At 56.4% G+C, this 22,775-nt stretch carries 24 protein-coding genes; 10 read left to right on the top strand and 14 right to left on the bottom strand.

Annotated features, from left to right (window positions below; genetic code table 11):
- The first annotated feature begins 22 nt into the window (after positions 1-22).
- Positions 23-1,870, top strand: a complete 1,848-nt coding sequence (gene secD, locus ACCW71_RS10515; RefSeq protein WP_436371130.1) for a protein translocase subunit SecD — start codon at positions 23-25, stop codon at positions 1,868-1,870.
- 10 nt (positions 1,871-1,880) lie between these two features.
- The gene (gene secF, locus ACCW71_RS10510) at positions 1,881-2,849 is read left to right on the top strand and encodes a protein translocase subunit SecF (protein ID WP_436371129.1); all 969 of its coding nucleotides are present in this window, start codon (positions 1,881-1,883) and stop codon (positions 2,847-2,849) included.
- A 61-nt stretch (positions 2,850-2,910) separates the two neighbouring features.
- On the opposite strand, the gene ACCW71_RS10505 is transcribed toward secF, so the two are convergent.
- Complete coding sequence (locus ACCW71_RS10505) at positions 2,911-3,483, bottom strand: DUF3251 domain-containing protein (protein WP_436371128.1); 573 nt, start codon at positions 3,481-3,483, stop codon at positions 2,911-2,913.
- Positions 3,484-3,496: 13 nt separating this feature from the next.
- The gene (lysM, locus tag ACCW71_RS10500) at positions 3,497-3,934 is read right to left on the bottom strand and encodes a peptidoglycan-binding protein LysM (protein WP_436371127.1); all 438 of its coding nucleotides are present in this window, start codon (positions 3,932-3,934) and stop codon (positions 3,497-3,499) included.
- A gap of 189 nt (positions 3,935-4,123) precedes the next feature.
- Here lysM and nrdR point away from each other — a divergent pair, with 189 nt between their 5' ends.
- From nrdR to pgpA, 6 genes are all read left to right on the top strand, one after another.
- Positions 4,124-4,573, top strand: coding sequence for a transcriptional regulator NrdR (nrdR, locus tag ACCW71_RS10495; RefSeq protein ID WP_436371126.1), 450 nt, complete (start codon positions 4,124-4,126; stop codon positions 4,571-4,573).
- 3 nt (positions 4,574-4,576) lie between these two features.
- A complete protein-coding gene (ribD, locus tag ACCW71_RS10490) occupies positions 4,577-5,677 on the top strand; it encodes a bifunctional diaminohydroxyphosphoribosylaminopyrimidine deaminase/5-amino-6-(5-phosphoribosylamino)uracil reductase RibD (protein ID WP_436371125.1) in 1,101 nt (366 codons plus the stop codon).
- Between the two features lie 90 nt (positions 5,678-5,767).
- Positions 5,768-6,238 carry a 6,7-dimethyl-8-ribityllumazine synthase gene (gene ribH, locus ACCW71_RS10485; protein ID WP_436371124.1) on the top strand — a complete coding sequence of 157 codons (471 nt, stop codon included), beginning with the start codon at positions 5,768-5,770 and terminating at the stop codon, positions 6,236-6,238.
- 19 nt (positions 6,239-6,257) lie between these two features.
- Positions 6,258-6,677, top strand: coding sequence for a transcription antitermination factor NusB (gene nusB, locus ACCW71_RS10480; RefSeq protein WP_013356976.1), 420 nt, complete (start codon positions 6,258-6,260; stop codon positions 6,675-6,677).
- Positions 6,678-6,732: 55 nt separating this feature from the next.
- The gene (gene thiL / locus ACCW71_RS10475) at positions 6,733-7,710 is read left to right on the top strand and encodes a thiamine-phosphate kinase (protein ID WP_436371123.1); all 978 of its coding nucleotides are present in this window, start codon (positions 6,733-6,735) and stop codon (positions 7,708-7,710) included.
- Positions 7,655-8,194 carry a phosphatidylglycerophosphatase A gene (pgpA, locus tag ACCW71_RS10470; RefSeq protein WP_436371122.1) on the top strand — a complete coding sequence of 180 codons (540 nt, stop codon included), beginning with the start codon at positions 7,655-7,657 and terminating at the stop codon, positions 8,192-8,194. Before thiL ends, pgpA begins: the two co-directional genes overlap by 56 nt.
- A gap of 63 nt (positions 8,195-8,257) precedes the next feature.
- Here the strand turns inward: pgpA and ACCW71_RS10465 are convergent, their stop codons facing one another.
- The 4 genes from ACCW71_RS10465 to xseB form a co-directional block, all read right to left on the bottom strand.
- Positions 8,258-9,232 carry an aldo/keto reductase gene (locus ACCW71_RS10465; protein ID WP_436371121.1) on the bottom strand — a complete coding sequence of 325 codons (975 nt, stop codon included), beginning with the start codon at positions 9,230-9,232 and terminating at the stop codon, positions 8,258-8,260.
- A gap of 90 nt (positions 9,233-9,322) precedes the next feature.
- Entirely contained in the window at positions 9,323-11,188 is a 1,866-nt protein-coding gene (gene dxs / locus ACCW71_RS10460) for a 1-deoxy-D-xylulose-5-phosphate synthase (RefSeq protein ID WP_436371120.1), read from the bottom strand.
- 19 nt (positions 11,189-11,207) lie between these two features.
- The gene (gene ispA / locus ACCW71_RS10455; protein WP_436371119.1) at positions 11,208-12,107 is read right to left on the bottom strand and encodes a (2E,6E)-farnesyl diphosphate synthase; all 900 of its coding nucleotides are present in this window, start codon (positions 12,105-12,107) and stop codon (positions 11,208-11,210) included.
- The gene (gene xseB, locus ACCW71_RS10450; RefSeq protein WP_436371118.1) at positions 12,107-12,349 is read right to left on the bottom strand and encodes an exodeoxyribonuclease VII small subunit; all 243 of its coding nucleotides are present in this window, start codon (positions 12,347-12,349) and stop codon (positions 12,107-12,109) included. Before xseB ends, ispA begins: the two co-directional genes overlap by 1 nt.
- Positions 12,350-12,581: 232 nt before the next feature.
- On the opposite strand from xseB, the gene thiI reads away from it, so the two are divergent.
- Positions 12,582-14,030, top strand: a complete 1,449-nt coding sequence (gene thiI / locus ACCW71_RS10445; RefSeq protein ID WP_436371117.1) for a tRNA uracil 4-sulfurtransferase ThiI — start codon at positions 12,582-12,584, stop codon at positions 14,028-14,030.
- Positions 14,031-14,073: 43 nt separating this feature from the next.
- On the opposite strand, the gene yajL is transcribed toward thiI, so the two are convergent.
- Both yajL and panE read right to left on the bottom strand, forming a co-directional pair.
- Positions 14,074-14,670, bottom strand: a complete 597-nt coding sequence (yajL, locus tag ACCW71_RS10440) for a protein deglycase YajL (protein WP_436371116.1) — start codon at positions 14,668-14,670, stop codon at positions 14,074-14,076.
- Positions 14,624-15,544, bottom strand: coding sequence for a 2-dehydropantoate 2-reductase (panE, locus tag ACCW71_RS10435; protein WP_436371115.1), 921 nt, complete (start codon positions 15,542-15,544; stop codon positions 14,624-14,626). Before panE ends, yajL begins: the two co-directional genes overlap by 47 nt.
- Positions 15,545-15,678: 134 nt before the next feature.
- Between panE and ACCW71_RS10430 the strand changes: the two genes are divergently transcribed.
- Positions 15,679-16,170 carry a YajQ family cyclic di-GMP-binding protein gene (locus ACCW71_RS10430; protein WP_436371114.1) on the top strand — a complete coding sequence of 164 codons (492 nt, stop codon included), beginning with the start codon at positions 15,679-15,681 and terminating at the stop codon, positions 16,168-16,170.
- A 326-nt stretch (positions 16,171-16,496) separates the two neighbouring features.
- Here the strand turns inward: ACCW71_RS10430 and ACCW71_RS10425 are convergent, their stop codons facing one another.
- From ACCW71_RS10425 to cyoA, 6 genes are all read right to left on the bottom strand, one after another.
- Positions 16,497-17,861 carry an MFS transporter gene (locus ACCW71_RS10425; RefSeq protein WP_436371113.1) on the bottom strand — a complete coding sequence of 455 codons (1,365 nt, stop codon included), beginning with the start codon at positions 17,859-17,861 and terminating at the stop codon, positions 16,497-16,499.
- A gap of 133 nt (positions 17,862-17,994) precedes the next feature.
- Positions 17,995-18,882 carry a heme o synthase gene (gene cyoE / locus ACCW71_RS10420; RefSeq protein ID WP_436371112.1) on the bottom strand — a complete coding sequence of 296 codons (888 nt, stop codon included), beginning with the start codon at positions 18,880-18,882 and terminating at the stop codon, positions 17,995-17,997.
- A gap of 13 nt (positions 18,883-18,895) precedes the next feature.
- Complete coding sequence (locus tag ACCW71_RS10415; protein ID WP_008924889.1) at positions 18,896-19,225, bottom strand: cytochrome o ubiquinol oxidase subunit IV; 330 nt, start codon at positions 19,223-19,225, stop codon at positions 18,896-18,898.
- Complete coding sequence (locus ACCW71_RS10410) at positions 19,225-19,842, bottom strand: cytochrome o ubiquinol oxidase subunit III (protein ID WP_136196569.1); 618 nt, start codon at positions 19,840-19,842, stop codon at positions 19,225-19,227. Before ACCW71_RS10410 ends, ACCW71_RS10415 begins: the two co-directional genes overlap by 1 nt.
- A complete protein-coding gene (cyoB, locus tag ACCW71_RS10405) occupies positions 19,842-21,824 on the bottom strand; it encodes a cytochrome o ubiquinol oxidase subunit I (RefSeq protein WP_436371111.1) in 1,983 nt (660 codons plus the stop codon). Before cyoB ends, ACCW71_RS10410 begins: the two co-directional genes overlap by 1 nt.
- Before the next feature lie 4 nt (positions 21,825-21,828).
- Positions 21,829-22,755: a cytochrome o ubiquinol oxidase subunit II gene (gene cyoA, locus ACCW71_RS10400; protein ID WP_179896785.1), complete on the bottom strand. Its 927-nt coding sequence runs from the start codon at positions 22,753-22,755 to the stop codon at positions 21,829-21,831.
- Between the last annotated feature and the right edge of the window lie 20 nt (positions 22,756-22,775).

Below are 22,775 nucleotides of genomic sequence, written 5' to 3'. Positions count from 1 at the left end.
TTTCTCCCCTAAGGGAACTGCCGTGTTAAATCGTTATCCTTTGTGGAAGTACGTGATGCTGGTCGTCGTGATTATCGTCGGCCTGCTCTATGCGCTTCCCAACCTGTATGGTGAGGATCCGGCCGTTCAAATCACTGGCGCGCGCGGAAGCGCCGCCAGTGAGCAGACGTTGGATCAAATTCAGTCCGCCTTAAAACAAGATAATATCCAGAGCAAATCAGTCGCGCTGGAAAATGGTGCAATTACCGCACGCTTCAGCAACACGGATGTGCAGTTACGCGCCCGTGAAGCGATCATGAAAGCGCTGGGTGAAAACTACGTTGTGGCGCTTAACCTCGCGCCAGCCACGCCGCGCTGGCTGAGTATGCTGTCAGCCGAGCCGATGAAGCTCGGTCTTGATCTGCGTGGCGGTGTGCACTTCCTGATGGAAGTGGACATGGACACCGCGCTGAGCAAATTGCAGGAGCAGAATGCTGACGCACTGCGTAGCGACCTGCGCAGCAAAAATATCCCCTATACCAACGTCAACAAAATCGCGAACTACGGCGTGGAGATTCGTTTCCGTGACGCCGCCAGCCGCGATGCGGCTATCTCCTGGCTGAGTTCACGTCATCAGGATCTGGTGATCAACAGCAGCGGCAGCGATGCGCTGCGTGCCACCATGAGCGATGCCCGTCTCAGCGAAGCGCGTGAATATGCGGTTCAGCAGAACATTACGATTCTGCGTAACCGTGTGAACCAGCTTGGCGTGGCTGAACCGCTGGTTCAGCGTCAGGGTTCTGACCGTATCGTGGTGGAGCTGCCGGGTATTCAGGATACCGCGCGTGCTAAAGAGATTCTGGGCGCAACCGCCACGCTGGAGTTCCGTCTGGTGAATACCAGTGTCGATCCAACGGCTGCGGCCAGTGGTCGGGTGCCGGGTGACTCCGAAGTCAAAGATATGCGTGATGGCCAGCCGGTGGTGCTTTACAAGCGGGTGATCCTGACCGGTGACCATATCACTGACTCGACCTCCAGCATGGATGAGTACAACCAGCCACAGGTGAATATTTCACTGGATGGCGCGGGCGGTAACATCATGTCGAACTTCACCAAGGACAACATCGGCAAGCCGATGGCGACCCTGTTTGTGGAGTACAAAGACAGCGGTAAGAAAGATGCCAACGGCCGTTCGATTCTGGTGAAGCAGGAAGAGGTGATTAACGTTGCCAATATCCAGTCTCGCCTCGGGAACAGCTTCCGCATTACCGGTATCAGCAACCCGAACGAAGCGCGTCAGCTCTCGCTGCTGCTGCGTGCCGGTGCGTTGATTGCGCCGATCCAGATTGTGGAAGAGCGTACTATCGGGCCGACCATGGGTCAGCAGAACATTACCCAGGGTCTGGAAGCCTGCCTGTGGGGTCTGCTCGCCTCGATCCTGTTTATGGTGATCTTCTATAAGAAGTTCGGCCTGATCGCGACCAGTGCGCTGCTGGTAAACCTGGTGCTGATTGTCGGTGTCATGTCCCTGCTGCCGGGCGCGACGCTGACCATGCCAGGTATCGCCGGTATCGTGTTAACCCTGGCGGTAGCCGTTGATGCCAACGTACTGATTAACGAACGTATTAAAGAAGAGCTGCGTAACGGGCGCTCGGTTCAGCAGGCAATTCATGAGGGCTATAAAGGCGCCTTCTCCAGTATTGTCGATGCGAACGTGACCACCCTGATCAAAGTTATCATTCTTTATGCGGTCGGCACCGGTTCGATCAAAGGCTTTGCGATTACCACCGCTATCGGTATCGCGACCTCAATGTTCACCGCGATCGTCGGTACCCGTGCCATTGTTAACCTGGTTTACGGTGGCAAACGCATCAACAAGCTGTCTATCTGAGGAGTGCGTTGTGGCACAGGAATATAACATTGAGCAGTTGAACCACGGGCGTAAAGTCGTCGACTTTATGCGCTGGGATAAACTGGCCTTCATCATTTCGGGACTGCTGATTGTCGCCGCCATCGCCATTGTTGGCGTGCGTGGCTTCAACTGGGGCCTCGACTTCACCGGCGGGACGGTGATTGAGATCGCTCTGGAAAAACCTGCCGATCTCGAAGTCCTGCGCGGCGATCTGGTGAAAGCGGGCTTTGACGAGCCGCTGGTGCAGAACTTCGGCAGCAGCCGTGACGTGATGGTGCGTATGGCACCGGTCAGCGGCCCGGCGGGCACCGAGTTAGGCAATAAAGTAGTGTCGGTGGTTAACCAGACCACCCAGCAAAACGCGACCGTGAAGCGCATTGAGTTCGTTGGCCCGAGCGTGGGCAGCGACCTGGCGCAGGCGGGGGCGATGGCGCTGTTGTCTGCGCTGATTGCGATTCTGATCTACATCGGTTTCCGCTTTGAGTGGCGTCTGGCGCTGGGTACCGTGCTGGCGCTGGCGCATGACGTAATCATCACCTGCGGCCTGCTGGCGCTGTTCCGCATCGAGATTGACCTGACGATTGTCGCCTCGCTGATGTCAGTGATTGGTTACTCGCTTAACGATAAAATTGTGGTTTCTGACCGTATTCGTGAAAACTTCCGCAAGATCCGTCGCGGCAGCTCTTACGATATTACCAACGTGTCACTGACCCAGACGTTAAGCCGTACCCTGATCACCTCGCTGACCACGCTGGCGATGATCCTCATCCTGTTTGTGTTTGGTGGCGCGTTGCTGAAAGGCTTCTCACTGACCATGCTGATCGGGGTGACCATCGGTACGATTTCCTCGATTTATGTCTCTTCGGCGCTGGCGCTGAAGCTGGGCATGAAGCGTGAACATATGCTGGTGCAGAAGGTTGAGAAAGAGGGCGCGGATCAGCCGTCGATCCTGCCTTAACTGCGGTAGCAGAATGAAAACGGGCAGCCCTGCGGCTGCCCGTTTTTTTTTTGCGTGCCGGTTAAGGTGTGGCCGGTCCGGTCGGCGCGGGTGCGTCCTGCGTTACGTTATGAACGCGGACATAACCCAGCTGATCGGGCGTGAAGCCACTAAGGCGCAGCGGGACGCTCAGGGTATGCTGAGGTAACAGTGCGGCGGGCAGGGCGATAGTCTGACTCAGACTCTCGTTGTTGAGCGGTTTGCCGCTCGCCGGATCCAGCGGACCCCAGACCACCGTGGCGTGCAGCGCAGGCAGCGGCTGTTCGCTCATGGCGCGCACCGTCAGCGTCGCCCGCGAGCCACTGGCTTCGGCGGTGACCGGGGAGAGCGTCAGGCGCAGCGTGCCGGGCTGGGTTTGCAGCTCAACCGGCGTATTCGCCTGAGGAATCAGCCACGCGCCCTGCTGTGAGTGGCTATTCAGCTGCCCCTGAATCTCCAGCGCGCTGGCCTGAGTGGTCAGGTGCTGCATCTGCTGATTAAGCTGACTTACTTCCTGATGCAGTTCCCGCACCTGTGGTGTGCTGGCAGTCGTGCTGCAACCACTCAGCATCGTCAGTGACAACGCCACGGGCACCACCCAAACCATCCTGTTCATAAGTTATCCTCGGTTATTTCGGAATACGTAATACCTGGCCAGGATAGATCTTATCAGGATGCGACAGCATTGGCTTGTTCGCTTCGAAAATCTTGTTGTATTCGTTGGCATTTCCGTAAACTTCTTTAGCGATGGCGCTCAGGGTATCGCCTTTTTTCACCGTATAAAGCGCTGATTCGGTCGCGCTGTCTGTCACGCTGACCTTGTCTTCCACTTTGGTGATGCCCGCGACGTTACCGGCGGCGATCAGGATCTTCTCTTTCAGCTCCTGCGAGAGGCCATCGCCTGTCACGGTGACGGTATCGCCATTCACCTTTACATCCACTTTGTCACTGTCGGGCAGGCCGAGCTTGTTGATGTGCTCCTGCATTTTTTTGTTTTGATCTTCACCGCCGTGCACGGCATCCCATAACTTTTCACCTGCTTCTTTCACGAAATTAAACAGACCCATAGAACTTCTCCTGTGTGTTAGTGGATATATGCCGTCTTGCGACTCTATAAGCGTAGACCCTTTTGCCGTCACTGAGATTTAACACCGTTTATGCTGCGCGCCGCCGGGGCGAAAGGCACGGAAGAGTTTTGGTTGATTCGCAGTTCGCGTTACACTATCTGACCCATCACTCTCGCGTCAGGAAACGTCATGCATTGCCCATTCTGCTCCGCTGTGGATACCAAAGTGATTGATTCTCGTCTGGTTAGTGAAGGCTCGTCAGTGCGACGCCGCCGCCAGTGTCTGATGTGTCATGAACGCTTCACCACCTTTGAGGTGGCGGAACTGGTGATGCCACGGGTGGTGAAAAGCAATGACGTGCGCGAACCCTTTAATGAGGACAAACTGGCCAGCGGGATGATGAAAGCGCTTGAGAAGCGTCCGGTCAGCGCCGACGCGGTTGAGAGTGCGGTGAACCACATTAAAACCCAGCTGCGCGCCACCGGCGAACGCGAGATCCCGAGTAAACTGATTGGCAATCTGGTGATGGATGAGCTGAAAAAGCTCGATAAGGTCGCCTACATCCGCTTCGCCTCGGTCTACCGCAGCTTCGAAGATATTCGTGATTTTGGCGAAGAGATCGCCCGGCTACAGGATTAAACCATGGATGAACGCTATATGGCGCGTGCGCTGGAACTGGCGCGGCGCGGCCGTTTTACCACCATGCCGAACCCGAATGTCGGTTGTGTCATCGTGCGTGACGGCGAGGTCGTGGGCGAGGGCTGGCATCAGCGCGCCGGTGAACCGCATGCCGAAGTTCACGCCCTGCGGATGGCGGGCGAGAAAGCGCGCGGCGCCACCGCCTATGTCACGCTGGAGCCCTGTAGCCATCATGGGCGCACGCCGCCCTGCTGCGACGCGCTGATCGCCGCGGGTGTGACTCGTGTCGTGGCCGCCATGCAGGACCCTAATCCACAGGTGGCGGGGCGCGGACTGCACCGGCTGCATCAGGCGGGCATTGCGGTCAGTCACGGTCTGATGATGCCGGAGGCGGAGGCGCTGAATCGCGGCTTCCTCAAGCGGATGCGCACCGGTTTTCCGTGGGTTCAGCTTAAGCTCGGCGCGTCACTGGATGGCCGCACGGCAATGGCCAGCGGTGAAAGCCAGTGGATTACCTCGCCAGCCGCCCGGCGCGATGTGCAGCGTCTGCGGGCGCAGAGCGCCGCAATCCTCAGCAGCAGCGCCACGGTGCTGGCGGACGATCCCTCCCTGACGGTGCGCTGGTCTGAGCTGAATGCGGAGAGCCAGGCGCTGCTTGATGAGCAGCAGCTGCGTCAGCCGGTGCGGGTGATTATCGACAGTCAGAACCGCGTCACGCCGCAGCATCGGCTCATTGCACAGCCGGGAGAAACCTGGCTGATGCGCCATCAGCCGGATCAGCAGAGCTGGCCCGCCGATGTGACGCAAATCGCCGTTCCGCTGCGTGAGCAGCAGCTGGATCTGGTGGCGATGATGATGCTACTGGGACAGCGACAGATTAACAGCGTCTGGGTGGAAGCGGGTGCCGCGCTGGCCGGTGCGCTGTTGCAGGCCGGGCTGGTGGATGAACTGATCGTTTATCTGGCGCCTAAACTATTAGGTGATAGCGGACGCGGTCTCTGTCAACTGCCAGGACTGGAGAAGCTGGCTGACGCGCCTGCTCTGGTTTTCCGTGACGTCCGGCAGGTGGGTGACGATTTACGCCTGACCCTGACGCCGCAATAACACGGGCGGAAAAGCGAGAGCACGCCGCCGAAGAGTATGATAGAATCCGCCCCCCTGCGCGGGGCCAAACAAACCCCTGAAAGGATAAGTATGAAAGTTATCGAAGCTGCTGTTGCAACGCCTGAGGCTAATGTTGCCATCGTTATCGCGCGTTTTAACAACTTCATTAATGACAGCCTGCTGGATGGCGCGATTGATGCCCTGAAACGTATCGGCCAGGTCAAAGATGAGAATATCACCGTAGTCTGGGTTCCGGGCGCGTATGAACTGCCGCTGGCGGCACGCGCACTGGCGAACTCCGGCAAATATGAGGCGATTATCGCACTCGGCACCGTGATTCGTGGTGGCACAGCGCACTTCGAATATGTGGCGGGTGAAGCCAGCTCCGGTATCGCCAGCGTCGCCATGAACAGCGATATTCCGGTCGCGTTTGGCGTGCTGACCACTGAAAGCATCGAGCAGGCCATTGAGCGTGCCGGCACCAAAGCGGGTAACAAAGGTGCTGAAGCGGCGCTGACGGCGCTCGAAATGATCAACGTATTGAAAGCCATTAAAGCCTGATTTTTGTAAGGGGAATTTTGTGAAACCTGCTGCTCGTCGTCGCGCCCGTGAGTGCGCTGTTCAGGCGCTTTACTCCTGGCAGTTGTCGAATAACGACATTGCCGATGTGGAATACCAGTTTCTGGCGGAACAGGACGTCAAAGACGTCGATATTACCTATTTCCGCGAACTGCTGTCCGGTGTGGCGACCAACAGTGCGTATCTGGATGGACTGATGAAGCCCTATCTGTCGCGTCAGCTCGAAGAGCTGGGCCAGGTGGAAAAAGCGATCCTGCGCATCTCGCTGTATGAGCTGAGCAAACGCGATGATGTGCCTTATAAAGTGGCCATCAACGAAGGGATTGAGCTGGCGAAAGTCTTCGGCGCTGAAGACAGCCATAAATTTGTCAACGGCGTGCTGGATAAAGCCGGTCCACAGATTCGACCCAATCGCAAATAAACAAAAAGGCCGGCTTGCCGGCCTTTTTTCATTAAGGGTTAAGCGGAACGCAACTATGTCTTGTGGTGAATTTGAACTCATCGCACGCTACTTCAACCGCAGAACGCGCAGCCGCCGTGATGTCGAACTCGGCATTGGTGACGATTGTGCGTTGCTGAGCGTGCCGGAAAAACAGACGCTGGCGATCAGCACCGATACCCTGGTCGCGGGCGTGCATTTCTTACGGGATATTCATCCTGCCGATTTAGGCTATAAAGCCCTGGCCGTTAACCTCAGCGACCTCGCCGCCATGGGCGCCGATCCTGCGTGGCTGACGCTGGCTCTGACGCTGCCGCAGGTTGATGAGAGCTGGCTCTCCGCCTTCAGTGAAAGCCTGTTTGAGCTGCTGGAGTATTACGATATGCAGCTGGTGGGCGGCGACACCACCCGTGGCCCACTGAGCCTGACGCTGGCGATCCACGGTCTGGTGCCGCAGGGTCGCGCTCTGAAACGCTCTGGCGCGAAGCCGGGCGACTGGATCTACGTGACCGGCACCCTGGGCGACAGCGCGGCGGGTCTGGCGCTGTTGCAGCATCACTGCCGGATCAGCGATCCGGCGGTGCATGAAGCGCTGATTAAGCGTCACCTGCGGCCGATGCCGCGCATTTTGCAGGGGCAGGCGCTGCGTTCGCTCGCCTCCTCTGCGGTAGACATCTCAGATGGGCTGATCGCTGACCTCGGCCATGTGCTGAAAGCCAGTGGCTGCGGCGCACGGCTCAATCTGGAGACCCTGCCGCTTTCGCCTGCGCTGCGTGACCACTTCCCACCGGAACAGGTGTTGCGCTGGGCGCTGAGTGGCGGAGAAGACTACGAACTCTGCTTCAGCGTGCCGGAGGTGAATCGTGGCGCGCTCGATGTGGCGCTGGGTCATCTGGGGGTGCCTTATACCTGCATCGGACAGATGGCACCGGAATCGGAAGGCCTGACGCTGCTGGACAATGGCAAGCCCGCCACTTTCCGCCATACAGGGTTTGATCACTTTGAGACTAAATAACGACGTGGCGAAAGGCCGCCTGCGGATGAGTAATCCCTGGCATCTGCTGGCGACCGGTTTCGGCAGCGGATTAAGCCCGATTGTGCCGGGCACCATGGGATCGCTGGCGGCGATCCCGTTCTGGTGGCTGATGACTTCGCTGCCACAGGATCTCTATTCGCTGGTGGTGCTGGTGGGGATCTGCGTCGGCGTCTATCTCTGCCATCGCACCGCCAAAGATATGGGCGTACACGATCACGGCAGCATTGTCTGGGATGAGTTTATCGGCATGTGGATTACGCTGATGGCGATTCCGGTCAACAGCTGGCAGTGGGTGCTGGGCGGCTTTGTGTTGTTCCGTATTCTTGATATGTGGAAGCCGTGGCCGATCCGCTGGTTTGACCGCAATGTGCATGGCGGCATGGGCATTATGGTGGATGATATTATCGCTGGCGTGATTGCCGCCGCGATGCTCTACGGCGCTGGCGTCTGGCTGGCGGGTTAAGCGCTGTCACCGGGGCGCGTGACGGCGATGAGGCCCGGCAGCGGGCCTCATCGCTTACTGGCCTTATTCGAATCCGACCGGCTGGTGCGGCTGATAAACCTCTTCCAGCCGCGCGATCTCCTCATCACTCAGCGTCACCTCAACCGCCTTCACTAAATCGTCAAACTGTTCAGCACGCGACGCGCCGATAATCGGTGCCGTAACCGCAGGCTTGCTCAGCAGCCAGGCCAGCGCGACCTGCGCCCGCGTAACCCCTTTTTCTTCAGCCACCTGCGCCAGTCGCTCAGCGATAGCGGCGTCATTCTCTTCGGTATTGGCGTAGAGCGACGCCATCACCTTGTCAGAGGCGGAACGCGCGGTGTTTTCACCCCATGGGCGGGTCAGCTTACCGCGCGCCAGCGGGCTCCACGGCAGCACGGCAATCCCTTCTTGCAGACAGAGCGGATGCATTTCGCGCTCCTCTTCACGCTGGATCAGGTTGTACTGATCCTGCATGCTGACAAAGCGGTGCCAGCCCTGTTCAGACTGCATCTGTAACGCCTGAGCGAACTGACTGGCGTGCATGGAGGACGCCCCGATATAGCGCGCTTTGCCCGACTGCACCACATCATGCAATGCTTCCAGCGTCTCCTCCAGCGGGGTCTCATAATCCCAGCGGTGAATTTGCAGCAGATCGACATACTCCATGCCGAGACGTTGCAGGCTGTCATCAATCGATTGCAGGATATTTTTGCGCGACAGCCCCTGCGACAGGTTGCTGAGCGGGAAATAGACTTTGGTGGCCACGACCACCTCTTCGCGACGGGCGAAATCTTTCAGCGCCCGGCCCAGAATCTCTTCACTGCTGCCATCGGAGTAGCTATTGGCGGTGTCGAAGAAGTTGATACCCGCATTCAGCGCCTGCTGGATCAGCGGACGGCTGCTGGTTTCCGGCAGCGTCCAGGCGTGATTGCCGCGCGTCGGCTCGCCATAGGTCATACAGCCCAGACAGAGACGCGAAACCTGCAAATCGGTGTTACCCAGTTGGATCGTTTTCATGGTGGTCGCTCCTGCGATGTTAGCTAAGGGATTAGCAGAGTATAAGCAGAGCATGCGCTCCCCGGAGGGAGCGCAGAGGGAGAGGGGAGGTTACTGCGCCAGCCAGCGGGCGATCTGCTGCTGAATGCCCTCCGCGTCCAGCAGATAGTCATGACGCACTTCATCCTGAGTGCCCGGCGGAATGAACTCATCCGGCAGTCCAATGTTCAGCACCGGAATAGCTAGCCGTTTCGCCATCACATACTCATTGACGCCGCTACCGGCACCGCCTTTGATCGCGCCTTCTTCCAGCGTGATCAGCGACTCATGGGTGGTGGCAAGCTCGGCGATCAGCGCCTCATCCAGTGGTTTAACAAAGCGCATGTCAACCAGCGTGGCATTGAGGGCTTCTGCGGTGGCCGCCGCCTCCGGCAGCAGGGTGCCGAAGTTCAGAATCGCCAGCTTTTCACCCTGACGTTTCACCACCGCTTTACCTAACGGCAGACTTTGCAGCGGGGCCAGCGGGACGCCGACTCCGGTGCCGCGCGGATAGCGCACCGCGCTCGGCCCATCCTGATAGTGATAGCCGGTGTAGAGCATCTGGCGGCACTCATTTTCGTCACTCGGAGTCATGATCACCATATCCGGCACGCAGCGCAGATAGGCGAGGTCAAACGCGCCCTGGTGAGTCTGACCATCCGCGCCAACAATGCCACCGCGATCGATAGCAAACAGCACCGGCAGTTTCTGGATCGCCACGTCATGGATCAGCTGATCGTAGGCGCGTTGCAGGAAGGTGGAGTAGATGGCCACAATCGGCTTATAACCACCAATCGCCATACCGGCGGCAAAGGTGACGGCGTGCTGCTCGGCGATCGCCACATCAAAATATTGTTTCGGGTATTCGCGGGAGAAAGCGACCATCCCGGAACCTTCACGCATCGCCGGGGTAATTGCCATCAGCTTCGGATCGTCGGCTGCCATCTCGCACAGCCAGTTGCCGAAGATTTTCGAATAGCTCGGCAGACCTTCGGCGCTTTTGGGCAGCTCACCAATCGCCGGATCAAATTTCGGCACGGCGTGCCAGGCAATCGGATCTTCCTCTGCCGGGGCGTAGCCTTTGCCCTTTTTGGTCATGATGTGCAGGAACTGCGGCCCTTTCAGGTTCCGCATATTGCTCAGGGTGTTCACCAGCGTCAGCACGTCGTGACCATCAACCGGACCGATATAGTTAAAGCCCAGCTCTTCAAACAGTGTGCCCGGCACCACCATCCCTTTAAGATGCTCTTCGGTGCGTTTCACCAGCTCTTTAATCGGTGGCAGGCCGGTCAGCACGCGCTTACCGCCTTCACGCAACCGTGAGTAGGTTTTGCCTGACAGGATCTGCGCCAGGCGATTGTTTAACGCGCCGACGTTCTCTGAGATCGACATCTCGTTGTCATTGAGGATCACCAGCATGTCTGGCTTTATATCACCGGCATGGTTCATCGCTTCAAACGCCATGCCCGCGGTGATCGCGCCATCGCCGATGATACAGGCGGTGCGACGCCCCTGGCCTTCGCGCTCGGCCGCCGCCGCCATGCCGAGACCGGCGCTGATGGAGGTCGACGAGTGGCCGACGCTCAGTACGTCATATTCACTTTCGCCGCGCCACGGAAACGGGTGTACCCCATTTTTCTGCCGAATGGTGCCGATGCGATCGCGGCGACCGGTCAGAATTTTATGCGGATAAGCCTGATGGCCCACATCCCACACCAGATGATCAAAAGGCGTGTTGTAGACATAATGGAGCGCCACCGTCAGTTCGACCACGCCCAGACCCGACGCGAAATGGCCGCTGGAACGGCTGACACTGTCTAACAGATACTGACGCAGTTCATCGCACAGTGCCGGCAGCTTCTCTTTCGGCAGGGCGCGCAGCTCCTGAACCGTGTTAGCCAGCGCCAGTGTCGGGTATTTAGCAATATCAAAACTCATCAGAGACTCATTATAGAAGTTATTTGTCGCGTTCAATTATGAAGCTCGCCAGCGCCTGTAGTGCTGTAGTGTTATAGGAGTGCGCAGCGAGCATCTCTAAAGCATCAAGGGCTTCCTGATACAAATCACGTGCTTTAGCACGGGCATTATCCAGACCTAACAGTGAAGGATAGGTGCTTTTGCCAAGATGCTGATCGGCACCCTGGCGTTTACCGATAACCGCGGTATCACCCACCACATCCAGAATATCGTCCTGAACCTGAAACGCGAGGCCGATAGCATTAGCATAGCGGTCAAGCAGCGGCAGCGCTTCACGCCCGGCATCACCGGCCGCCAGCGCGCCCAGCCGTACAGCGGAGCGGATCAGCGCGCCGGTTTTATGGCGATGGATCTGCTCCAGCTGCTCCAGGCCCACCGATTTTCCTTCGGCCGCTAAATCCAGCGCCTGGCCGCCACACATCCCGGCGACTCCACTGGCTTTTGCCAGTTCTGCGATCATCATCAGGCGATATTCGGCGCTGACGCCCGGCATCACTTCGTCTGCCAGAATGGAGAAAGCCAGCGTCTGCAAGGCGTCGCCTGCCAGGATCGCGGTGTCTTCGCCATATTTAATGTGACAGGTTGGCTGCCCGCGACGCAGTGCATCGTCATCCATCGCAGGGAGATCGTCGTGAATCAGAGAGTAGGCGTGAATGCATTCAACCGCCGCGGCGGGCGCATCCAGACTTGCCGGATCGGCATGGAGCATGTCGCCAGTGGCATAAACCAGAAAAGGACGCAGGCGTTTTCCGCCTAATAATGCCCCATATTGCATGGCATTAACCAGAGGAGAACTCTGAAAAGGAAGTGGCGCGATAAAACGGGTCAGCGCGGCGTTCACCTGTTGCTGATAGGTGTCGAGCAGACGGATAAAATCCATTAGTCATTTTCCGGCGTAAAAGCGGTGAGATCACCCTCTTTGTCATCATTCAGCAGAATGCGCACCCGCTGTTCAGCCTGCTGTAGCGTCTGCTGACCGGTGCGCGCCAGCTGCACGCCGCGTTCAAACTCATTCAGGGCTTCTTCCAGCGGCAGTTCGCCACTTTCCAGACGACTGACAATCTGTTCCAGCTGCTGCAATGACGTTTCAAAGCTGGCTGGCTGTTCGGCTTTTTTCGGCATATTTCGTGTCGACTCACGGTTGGGACATGATGTTGCAATCGGTCATGGTAGCTGAGACCAAATGATTAGCAAAATAATCAATGCGGCGGCTGTTGAAGAAGCAGTCACCTGACAAAGGTGATATACTCCCGCGCCTCGGATGCGGTTGCGCCTTGCAGCCCGCAATTTTGTGATTTTACCAGCTAAGTGCAGCCTGTTTTAGCACTTATTTGCCCAACGAAGCTGTGTCGCCATGAAGTTTATCATCAAGTTATTTCCTGAAATCACCATCAAAAGTCAGTCGGTGCGTCTGCGCTTTATTAAGATCCTTGCCAGCAATATCCGCAATGTTCTGAAGACCGTCAGCGATGAGATCGCCGTTGTGCGTCACTGGGATCACATTGAAGTGCGTTCGAAAAACCCGGCCCTGCGGGAGATTATTCCCGATGAGCTGACGCGCATTCCGGGGATCCATCACGTTTTAGCGGTTGAAGATCGCGAGTACACCGATATTCATCACATCTTTGAACAGACGTTAGCGCAGTACCGCGACAGCCTGGAAGGAAAGAGCTTCTGCGTGCGTGTTAAACGTCGTGGTAAGCATAGCTTCAGTTCGCAGGATGTGGAGCGTTATGTCGGCGGCGGTCTGAATCAGCATATTGAGAGCGCGCGGGTACAGCTGAAAAATCCTGAGGTGACGGTCAATCTGGAAGTGGAAGAGAACCGTCTGACGCTGGTGACGGCGCGCTACGCAGGGCTGGGCGGTTTCCCGATCGGCACTCAGGAAGATGTGCTGTCGCTGATCTCTGGCGGTTTTGACTCCGGCGTCTCCAGCTATATGCTGCTGCGTCGCGGCAGCCGCGTGCACTACTGCTTCTTTAACCTCGGCGGCGCGGCCCATGAAATTGGTGTCCGTCAGGTGGCGCACTATCTGTGGAATCGTTTTGGTCGTTCGCACCGCGTGCGCTTTGTGGCGATCAATTTTGAGCCGGTGGTGGGCGAGATCCTGGAAAAAGTGGATGACGGTCAGATGGGCGTGGTGCTGAAGCGTATGATGGTGCGCGCGGCCTCGACGATTGCTGAGCGCTACGGCGTGCAGGCGCTGGTGACCGGTGAAGCGGTGGGTCAGGTGTCGAGCCAGACGCTGACCAATCTGCGCCTGATCGATAACGCTTCCGATACGCTGATTCTGCGTCCGCTAATCTCCCATGATAAAGAGCACATCATTAAAGTGGCCCGCGAAATCGGCACCGAAGATTTTGCCAGCACCATGCCGGAATATTGTGGAGTGATTTCAAAAAGCCCGACGGTGAAGGCGGTTAAAGCGAAGATTGAGGCTGAAGAGCAGAATTTCGATTTTTCCATTCTGGATCGGGTGGTTGAGGAAGCGACCAACGTCGATATTCGTACTATCGCCGAGCAGACGGAAGAAGAGGTGGTGGAAGTGGAAACCGTCGCCTCGCTGAGTGACAACGATATTGTGCTGGATATTCGTGCCATCGACGAGCAGGAGGAGAACCCCCTGCAACTGAAGGCGACAGAGGTGAAATCACTGCCGTTTTATAAGCTCAGCACGCAGTTTGGTAATCTCGACCAGAACCGCACCTGGCTGCTCTACTGCGATCGCGGCGTCATGAGCCGTTTGCAGGCGCTCTATCTGCATGAGCAGGGCTTTAAGAACGTGAAGGTGTATCGTCCCTGATACACGGCTGGCCAGTCAGACCGCTTGAGCTGACTGGCCGATATTAAGCCTGATAGTCGTAAATGCCCGGTGCCAGCACCAGCTGTGCGGCCACGTCGCGCGCCATCTCTTTTCCCACCAGCAGGTCGATCAGCTTCAGCGCAAAATCCATCGCCGTACCCGGCCCCTGACTGGTCAGCAGTCTGACGCGCGGATCCCAGACCACCCGACGCTCCATCCATTTTTCAGGCGGAATGGTCTCTTTTAGGCCGGGAAAGCCGGTCATGTTGCCGACCGGAAAGAGATCGTGCGGGATCAGGACCGTGCCCGCCGCTGCACAGATCGCGGCGACAATTTTCTCATTGAGATGAAACTGGCGCACCGTTTCGACCAGCAGCGGGCTGTCGCGAAAGGTTTCCGCCCCTTTCAGGCCGCCGGGCAGCACAATGGCGGCATAATCCTGGTCGGCTACCTCCACCAGCGGCGCGTCAGCCAGCAGGCGCACCCCGCGTGAGCAGACGATCTCCCGGCTGCCGTCACTTTCGACGCTGGCGGTGACGACCTTCAGCCCGGCTCGTACCAGCAGATCAATGGTGGTGACGGCTTCAGTCTCTTCACTGCCATGTGCCAGGCAGACCAGCACCGATGCGTTCGCGGTCATAATAGGACTCCTTGCGTTTAACAATGTCATACAGACGGGTGTTCTCCGTCAGAACCAGACCGTGGGTTCGGGCGCGGCGCAACAGAAAGCCGCTGATATAGTCGATCTCGGTGAGCCGCTGAGCGCGAATATCCTGCAACATCGAAGAGGTGTTGGCGGCGGTGCTCTCAATGACGTGGAAGATAATGTCCTGCAAGCTTTCGCTGGCCACGTTCTGGCCTTCGCGCTCCATGACCCAGCTGATTTCGTCACACAGCCGGGCGATCTGCTCAGGCCAGGCGCGCAGGGCACCATTCTGACATTCATACTCCACGCTCAGCGGGTTGATGACGCAGTTGACCGCCAGCTTACGCCAGCAGGCGGCGCGGATATTGTCATGCCAGGCTACATCGGGCAGGGCATGATGCAGAATATCGGCCAGATCGCTGTAAGCGGCGCTTTTTCGGTTACCGGGGCCAATGTGGGTGATGCCGCTGGCGACATGTTTGATCACCGTGCCGTCGCGCATCGCCGCATGGGTGGTGACGCCGCGCAGCAGCGGCTGCGCCATCCCTTTCAGCTCCTCCAGCGTGCCCATGCCGTTGTGCAGCAGCAGCACCGGGCAGTTTTCGGCGAGGACGCTCTCCAGATTTTTCACCGCCGGGGATACCTGTGGGGCTTTTAGCGTAACCAGCAACAGCTGACTCTCCGCCAGGAAGAGTGGATCGTTGGCGATAAAGGTTCGGTTAGCAATCGAGCCCTGTGGATCGACGACATTCGCCAGACAGTAGGGCTGCGGCACCCGCAGCCATCCCTGTACTTCATGTCCCTGGCGCGCCAGCGCCGTCAGCCAGACCTGGCCCAAAGCACCGCACCCTAACACGGTAATTTTCATACTGCCTCCCGCTGGCGGGCTATTCATTTATTATTCACTGTCACCCACTCAGTATAGCGATGTGTGCAGCCTGATTTTATTTAGCACCGTAGATGCGTATTATGCATGTCACTTTAGCGTCAGGAGAAGAAAAGATGCCATCTTTTGATATCGTTTCAGAAGTCGATATGCAGGAAATCCGCAATGCGGTAGAGAATGCTAACCGTGAAGTCTCTACCCGCTTCGATTTCCGCAACGTGAGCGCCGAATTTGAGCTCAACGAAAAGAATGAAACCATTAAAGTCACCAGTGAATCCGATTTTCAGGTTAAGCAGCTGGTCGATATTTTGCGTGAGAAGTTACTGAAGCGCGGAATTGAGGGTGGAGCCTTAGAGGTGCCGGAAGAGATTGAGCACAGCGGTAAAAGCTGGGCGGTGGATGCCAAACTGAAAAAGGGCATTGAGAGCGACGTGGCGAAGAAGCTGGTGAAGCTGATCAAAGACAGCAAGCTGAAAGTGCAGACCCAGATTCAGGGCGAAGCGCTGCGTGTCACCGGTAAAGCGCGCGATGATTTGCAGAGTGTGATGGCGCTGGTGCGCGGCAGTAATCTGGGACAGCCGTTCCAGTTTAAAAACTTCCGCGACTAAGCTGCGTTTTCAGCTTCTATGCAGTGATAGCAAACCCGGCTAAGGCCGGGTTTTTTGTTGTGGGACAGGGGCTGGCTTTCACTGATTTGAACAGGTTAACCGGCTGGTAGCTGGGTTTGTGGACACTTACAAACTCGGTTCAGCTTGAATCTGACCGCAACGCCAAAGCTTAGGGCGAAGGGAACCCGGTCAGAAGAGGAAAGCGTCCCGCGCCAGGACGGCGCGGGACGAGCGTGCCCTGGATGGCGGCCTTTGCGACTTTCCGATCTGGCCGGGTTCCCTGAGCCAGCACGATCTCACCGCCAACAGCCAGAACCGGTTTTAACCTAGCAACTCCCCAGCAGCGCTTCCAGCTCGGGGCGGCTGGTCACCTTACTGTCAATTTTGATGTAAGCGCTTTTCTCTTCCGGCACGATAAACACCGAATTAACCCCAGGCTGCGCTTTCAGACGTTGCTCCAGATTCGGCACCGCCAGTGCGGCATCGCTCAGTACAAGACGCAGGCTGCTGACATAAGGCGGTTCCCGCATCGTCATGCTGACAAACAGCCAGGCCACCGCCACCAGCGCGCCTACCAGAAACACGGTCTGCGCATCGAAATGACCAAACACCCAGCCACCCATGCTGCCGCCAATCGCTACGCCCAGGAACTGACTGGTGGAGTAGATCCCCATCGCCGTCCCTTTATAACCCGCGGGTGACTCTTTACTGATCAGCGAAGGCAGAATCGCTTCCATCAGATTGAAGGCGAAGAAGAAAAGCTGGACACCTAGTACCAGCGTCCAGAAATGACCCTCTGCACCCCACAACACGATTTCGGCAATAACGATCATCCCGACGCAACCCACAAAGACGCGCTTCATGCGGCGCTTCACTTCGGCGTAGATAATAAACGGCACCACACCGGCAAAGGCGATCAGCATGGTAGAGAGATAAACCTTCCAGTGCTCCGGTGCCGGAAAACCGGCCTGCTCAAACTGGCCGGGCAGCGCCACAAAGCTCGACATCAGCAGAATATGCAGGCAGAAAATACCGAAGTTCAGCTTCACCAGCCGTGAATTAGCCAGCACCTTACGGAAGCTGCCTTTCACCATGCCCGACTCACGGTTCAGAACATGATGGGAGGCGGACGGCACCACCAGCAGGGTAATCACAATGCCGAGCGACGCCAGAATCGCGATCATCCAGAACAGCGCTTGCAGGCCCAGCGCGTGCGTCACCACCGGACCCACCACCATCGCAATCGCGAAAGTGACGCCAAAACTGATGCCGATAAACGCCATCGCTTTGGTCCGGTTCTGCTCACGGGTCAGATCGGAGAGCAGCGCCATCACCGCCGCGGCAATCGCGCCTGAGCCTTGCAGCGCCCGGCCCAGAATAATGCCCCAGATAGAATCGGTGCAGGCCGCGATAATACTGCCGAGCACAAACAGCAGCAGTCCGCCAACGATCAATGGCTTACGACCCAGGCGATCGGAGAGCAGACCAAAGGGGATCTGAAATATCGCCTGCGCAAGACCATAGATACCAATCGCCAGACCAATTAAGGTTTCACTCGCGCCCTGTAATGCCATGCCATAAGTGGTCAGTACCGGCAGGACCATAAACATCCCCAGCATACGCAGGGAAAAGACCATACCGAGGCCCCATGTGGCGCGCAGCTCCACCGGAGTCATTTTATTATCGTTCATTCCAACCTCTGTTAATGTGCTGCATTTATTCTAGGGGGCGGGGCAGGGCGGGTAAAATAATAGTTTTTAAGCAGTGGTAACAAAAAGAAAGGGCGCGAAAATCGCGCCCTTTTCAATCGGTTTCGGGACAGGTTTATCCGACGTAAGTCAGCAGGTCTTTCGACACCGGTGCCATCGAATCTACCGACATCATCACGCTCAGCGCGGTGATGGTCACGATAGAGAAGACAAACAGCTTACGCGCCCAGACACGGTCATCAGCGGTTTTGTAACCCGATAACGCCATCCCCAGCCACCAGACGCTGACCGCAGCGGCCACCACCAGGTATTTGTAACCGGCGTAGCCGCCCAGCGTCAGCATCAGCGTGGCAATCATAAACGCCAGGATATAGAGCGTAATATGATTTTTCGCCACCGAAATGCCTTTCACCACCGGCAGAACCGGGATGTTCGCCGCCTGGTAATCTTTAAAGCGGAAGATGGCAATCGCGTACGAATGCGGCATCTGCCACAGGCTAAAGATCGCCAGCAGGATTAACGCGCCAGCATCAAACTCGTTGGAGACCGCACAGTAACCGATAACCGGTGGTGCAGCACCCGACAGGCTGCCAATCAGCGTCCCGTAAACCGAGTGACGCTTCATGTAGAGGCTGTAAACGCCCACATAAACCACGAAACCCATCACCGCCAGCCACATGGCCAGCGGATTAGCGCCGAAATAGAGCAACGCAAAGCCAGCAATACCCAACACAGTGGCGTAAACCAGACTTACTTTCGCGGAGATGAGGCCTTTTACCAGCACCCGATTCCTGGTTCTCTCCATCTTGATGTCAATATCACGGTCAATCACGTTGTTGAAAACACAACCCGATGCAACCACCAGTGATACGCCAACCAGTGCGGTGAGAAACAGGGCGTAATCAATGTTGCCTTTCGAGGCCAACAGAAATCCGCCGATCACAGAAATTAAATTCCCGAAAATAATTCCTGGTTTTGTAACTTGCAGGTATTGCTTAAACATTACGCGCGACTCTTTAGTGAGGCATCATGTTGTAGTTGAGGTTCCACATGATCCACAGTGAGCCCACTACGACAATCAGGATGATGATGGCCGAGAAAACAATGGCTACCATGTTCCAGCCACCCTCAGATTTGCTGTCTAAATGCAGGAAGTAGACCAGGTGCACCAGCACCTGAATCACCGCACAGACCAGTACAACGCCGAGGATAGTTCCGTGAGAGGCACTGCCATCCATTACCATCCAGAACGGGATCGCCGTCAGGATGATAGAGAGGATGAAGCCGATCATGTAGGACTTCACGCTACCGTGTGAAGCGCCATGTTCGTTAACAGAATGACTCATTACATGGCTCCCATCAGGTAAACAACGGTGAAGACGCAAATCCAGACCACGTCCAGGAAGTGCCAGAACAGGCTCAGACACATGATACGGGTGCGGTTCGTCGCGTTCAGGCCACGTTTAGAGACCTGGAACATCAGAACCAGCATCCAGATCAGACCGGAGGTCACGTGCAGACCGTGGGTACCTACCAGCGTAAAGAAGCCAGAGAGGAAGCCACTGCGATTCGGACCAAAGCCTTCCGCAATCAGGTGATGGAACTCATAGATTTCCATGCCGATGAAGCCCAGACCAAACAGGAAGGTCAGCGCCAGCCAGCCGATAACGGCACCTTTTTGCTCCTTGTTCATCGAGATAACAGCCATGCCGTAAGTGATCGAGCTCAACAGCAGCAGGGCGGTTTCTACCAGAACAAACGGCAGTTCAAAAATATCTTTACCTGCCGGGCCACCGGCAGTGTTGTTGACCATGACGGCATAGGTCGCAAACAGGGTTGCGAAGATAATGCAGTCACTCATCAGGTAGATCCAGAAGCCAAAGACTTTATTGGCTCCTGCATCGTGATGCCCATGCTCCGCATGGGCGTCGTGGTGATGCTTAATCAGAGTTTCAGTTGACATTATTTCAGACCTGCTTTGCTGATTTCGTCAAAGTGCTGGTTCTCAATCTTCTGAACTTCGGCAACCGGAACGTAGTAATCCACGTCTTCGTCGAAGCTCTTCACGATCCAGGTAACGATCATGCCGAGGAAAGAGAGACCTGCCAGCCACCAGATGTGCCAGATAAGCGCGAAACCCATCACCGTCGCGAAGGCGCAGATGACGATGGCGGCACCGCTGTTTTTCGGCATATGAATCTCTTCATAGGTTGCCGGCTGCTTGTACGCTTCGCCTTTCTCTTTCATTTCCCAGAAAGCGTCACGCTCATGCACGTGCGGGATGACTGCAAAGTTGTAGAACGGTGGTGGTGAAGAGGTTGCCCACTCCAGCGTACGACCGCCCCACGGGTCACCTGTCACATCACGGTTCTGATCGCGGTCACGTACTGAGACGTAGAACATAGTCAGCTGACACAGGATACCCATGGCAATCAGACCGGCACCGACCGCAGCAACCACCAGCAAGGAGTGGAACTGTGGATCAATATCCTGGCTCAGACGACGGGTCATACCCATGAAGCCCAGTGCGTACAGCGGCATAAAGGCGACGAAGAAGCCAATGATCCAGAACCAGAACGCGCGCTTGCCCCAGGTTTCATTCAGGGTGAAGCCAAATGCTTTCGGGAACCAGTAGGTCACGCCCGCCATACAACCGAACACCACACCACCGATAATCACGTTATGGAAGTGAGCAATCAGGAACAGGCTGTTGTGCAGAATAAAGTCAGCGCCCGGAACGGCCAGCAGTACGCCGGTCATACCCCCTACGGAGAAGGTTACCAGGAAGCCAACGGTCCACAGCATGGCAGAGTGCATCTGAATGCGGCCCTGATACATGGTGAACAGCCAGTTAAAGATTTTAACCCCGGTCGGAATCGCGATGATCATCGTCATGATACCGAAGAAGGCGTTAACGTTGGCACCTGCACCCATGGTGAAGAAGTGGTGCAGCCAGACGATAAACGACAGCACGGTAATGGCGATGGTCGCCCACACCAGCGAGGTGTAACCAAACAGACGTTTCTTCGAGAAGGTCGCGGTGATTTCTGCAAACACACCGAACACCGGCAGCACCAGGATGTAAACTTCCGGGTGGCCCCAGACCCAGATCAGGTTGACGTACATCATCATGTTCCCGCCCATTTCATTGGTGAAGAAATGGAAGCCGAGATAACGATCAAGGGTCAACAGCGCCAGGGTCACGGTCAGAACCGGGAACGCAGCGATGATCAGGACGTTGGTGCAGAGCGCGGTCCAGGTAAATACCGGCATTTTAAACAGGCTCATGCCCGGTGCGCGCATCTTCAGAATGGTCACGAAGAAGTTAATACCGGTTAAGGTCGTACCGATACCAGAGAGCTGGAGACTCCAGATCCAGTAATCGACCCCGACCCCGGGACTGTACTCCGCGCCGGAAAGCGGCGGATAGGCCAGCCAGCCGGTCTGCGCGAACTCGCCCACACCCAGCGACAGGTTAACCAGGATCACACCGACCGCGGTAAACCAGAAGCTCAGGTTGTTCAGGAACGGGAACGCAACGTCGCGTGCACCAATCTGCAACGGAACGGCAATGTTCATCAGGCCAACCACGAACGGCATCGCCACGAAGAAGATCATAATCACGCCGTGCGCGGTAAAGATCTGGTCGTAGTGGTGCGGTGGCAGAATGCCCGCTTCACCGGCCGAAGCCATCACCTGTTGAGTACGCATCATGATGGCGTCAGCAAAGCCGCGAAGCAGCATGACAAAGGCCATGATGACGTACATGATACCCAGTTTTTTGTGGTCGACTGACGTCAGCCATTCAGACCACAGATATTGCCATTTACCAAAATAGGTAATGGCAGCAACCAGCGCCAGACCACCTATGATGATAGCGGCGACCGTGACCATGATAATCGGTTCATGGTACGGCACTGCATCCAGTGTTAATTTTCCGAACATCGTATTATTCCTCGGCTCCCGCGGAAGCGGCGTGACTCATGTCCATACCTTCATGCTGTGGCATGTCCATTTTCCCGTGGCTCATCTTGAACTTGTCGATGACTTGCATGAACAGTTTCGGATCAGCTGAAGAGAAATATTCCACCGGGTGATTTTCGCTTGGCACCGCCACTTTCTCGAAATCATCCATAGTCGTCAGCGTATTAGGGGCTGCTTTAACTTTAGCCACCCACTGCTGGAATTCCGCATCGTCTTTGGTTGCAATGGCTTTGAACTTCATGCCAGAGAAACCGCGACCACTGAAGTTCGCAGAGATACCGTCGAAAGTTCCCGGCTCATTCGCAATCAGATGCAGCTTGGTCTGCATACCGGCCATCGCATAAATCTGGCTGCCGAGCGTTGGGATGAAGAAAGAGTTCATGACGGAGTTAGAGGTGATCTTGAAGTTCACTGGCGTGTTTGCCGGGAAGGCAATCTGGTTAACTGTCGCAATACCCTGCTCCGGGTAGATGAACAGCCATTTCCAGTCCAGTGCAACCACATCGATCTCAACCGGTTTTACATCAGATTGCAGCGGTTTGCTGGGCTCCAGTGCGTGGGTCGATTTCCAGGTCAGCACGCTGAGGAAGAGAATGATCAGGATCGGAATGGTCCAGACCACGGCTTCCACTTTGTTAGAGTGTGACCAGTTGGGGCTGTACTTCGCATTCGTGTTGGACGCCCGATATTTCCAGGCAAACACCACGGCCATCAGGACTGCGGGAATCACGACGATCAACATCAGGCCAAAGGCAGTCAGTATCAGCGAACGTTGCTCCAGTGCAATCTGTCCTTTGGGATTTAACAATGCACTATCGCAGCCACTCATTAATAAAGTGCCTGCAATTAATGACAAAATCCCCAAACTTTTATTGTATTTACTGAGTCTCATTTAACGACCTCAATGACAAA

The organism is Pantoea sp. C2G6 (assembly GCF_051336815.1).
Lineage (GTDB): Bacteria > Pseudomonadota > Gammaproteobacteria > Enterobacterales > Enterobacteriaceae > Pantoea.
The sequence above is the reverse complement of the archived record's forward strand: the minus strand, read 5'-3'. Positions and strand labels throughout refer to the sequence as shown.

Excerpts from the sequence above, each read along its gene's own strand:
- ACCW71_RS10505 (WP_436371128.1), bottom strand. The coding sequence starts at position 3,483 with ATGAACAGGATGGTTTGGGTGGTGCCCGTGGCGTTGTCACTGACGATG.
- lysM (WP_436371127.1), bottom strand. The coding sequence starts at position 3,934 with ATGGGTCTGTTTAATTTCGTGAAAGAAGCAGGTGAAAAGTTATGGGAT.
- nrdR (WP_436371126.1), top strand. The coding sequence starts at position 4,124 with ATGCATTGCCCATTCTGCTCCGCTGTGGATACCAAAGTGATTGATTCT.
- ribD (WP_436371125.1), top strand. The coding sequence starts at position 4,577 with ATGGATGAACGCTATATGGCGCGTGCGCTGGAACTGGCGCGGCGCGGC.
- ribH (WP_436371124.1), top strand. The coding sequence starts at position 5,768 with ATGAAAGTTATCGAAGCTGCTGTTGCAACGCCTGAGGCTAATGTTGCC.
- thiL (WP_436371123.1), top strand. The coding sequence starts at position 6,733 with ATGTCTTGTGGTGAATTTGAACTCATCGCACGCTACTTCAACCGCAGA.
- pgpA (WP_436371122.1), top strand. The coding sequence starts at position 7,655 with ATGGCAAGCCCGCCACTTTCCGCCATACAGGGTTTGATCACTTTGAGA.
- ACCW71_RS10465 (WP_436371121.1), bottom strand. The coding sequence starts at position 9,232 with ATGAAAACGATCCAACTGGGTAACACCGATTTGCAGGTTTCGCGTCTC.
- dxs (WP_436371120.1), bottom strand. The coding sequence starts at position 11,188 with ATGAGTTTTGATATTGCTAAATACCCGACACTGGCGCTGGCTAACACG.
- ispA (WP_436371119.1), bottom strand. The coding sequence starts at position 12,107 with ATGGATTTTATCCGTCTGCTCGACACCTATCAGCAACAGGTGAACGCC.
- xseB (WP_436371118.1), bottom strand. The coding sequence starts at position 12,349 with ATGCCGAAAAAAGCCGAACAGCCAGCCAGCTTTGAAACGTCATTGCAG.
- thiI (WP_436371117.1), top strand. The coding sequence starts at position 12,582 with ATGAAGTTTATCATCAAGTTATTTCCTGAAATCACCATCAAAAGTCAG.
- yajL (WP_436371116.1), bottom strand. The coding sequence starts at position 14,670 with ATGACCGCGAACGCATCGGTGCTGGTCTGCCTGGCACATGGCAGTGAA.
- panE (WP_436371115.1), bottom strand. The coding sequence starts at position 15,544 with ATGAAAATTACCGTGTTAGGGTGCGGTGCTTTGGGCCAGGTCTGGCTG.
- ACCW71_RS10430 (WP_436371114.1), top strand. The coding sequence starts at position 15,679 with ATGCCATCTTTTGATATCGTTTCAGAAGTCGATATGCAGGAAATCCGC.
- ACCW71_RS10425 (WP_436371113.1), bottom strand. The coding sequence starts at position 17,861 with ATGAACGATAATAAAATGACTCCGGTGGAGCTGCGCGCCACATGGGGC.
- cyoE (WP_436371112.1), bottom strand. The coding sequence starts at position 18,882 with ATGTTTAAGCAATACCTGCAAGTTACAAAACCAGGAATTATTTTCGGG.
- ACCW71_RS10415 (WP_008924889.1), bottom strand. The coding sequence starts at position 19,225 with ATGAGTCATTCTGTTAACGAACATGGCGCTTCACACGGTAGCGTGAAG.
- ACCW71_RS10410 (WP_136196569.1), bottom strand. The coding sequence starts at position 19,842 with ATGTCAACTGAAACTCTGATTAAGCATCACCACGACGCCCATGCGGAG.
- cyoB (WP_436371111.1), bottom strand. The coding sequence starts at position 21,824 with ATGTTCGGAAAATTAACACTGGATGCAGTGCCGTACCATGAACCGATT.
- cyoA (WP_179896785.1), bottom strand. The coding sequence starts at position 22,755 with ATGAGACTCAGTAAATACAATAAAAGTTTGGGGATTTTGTCATTAATT.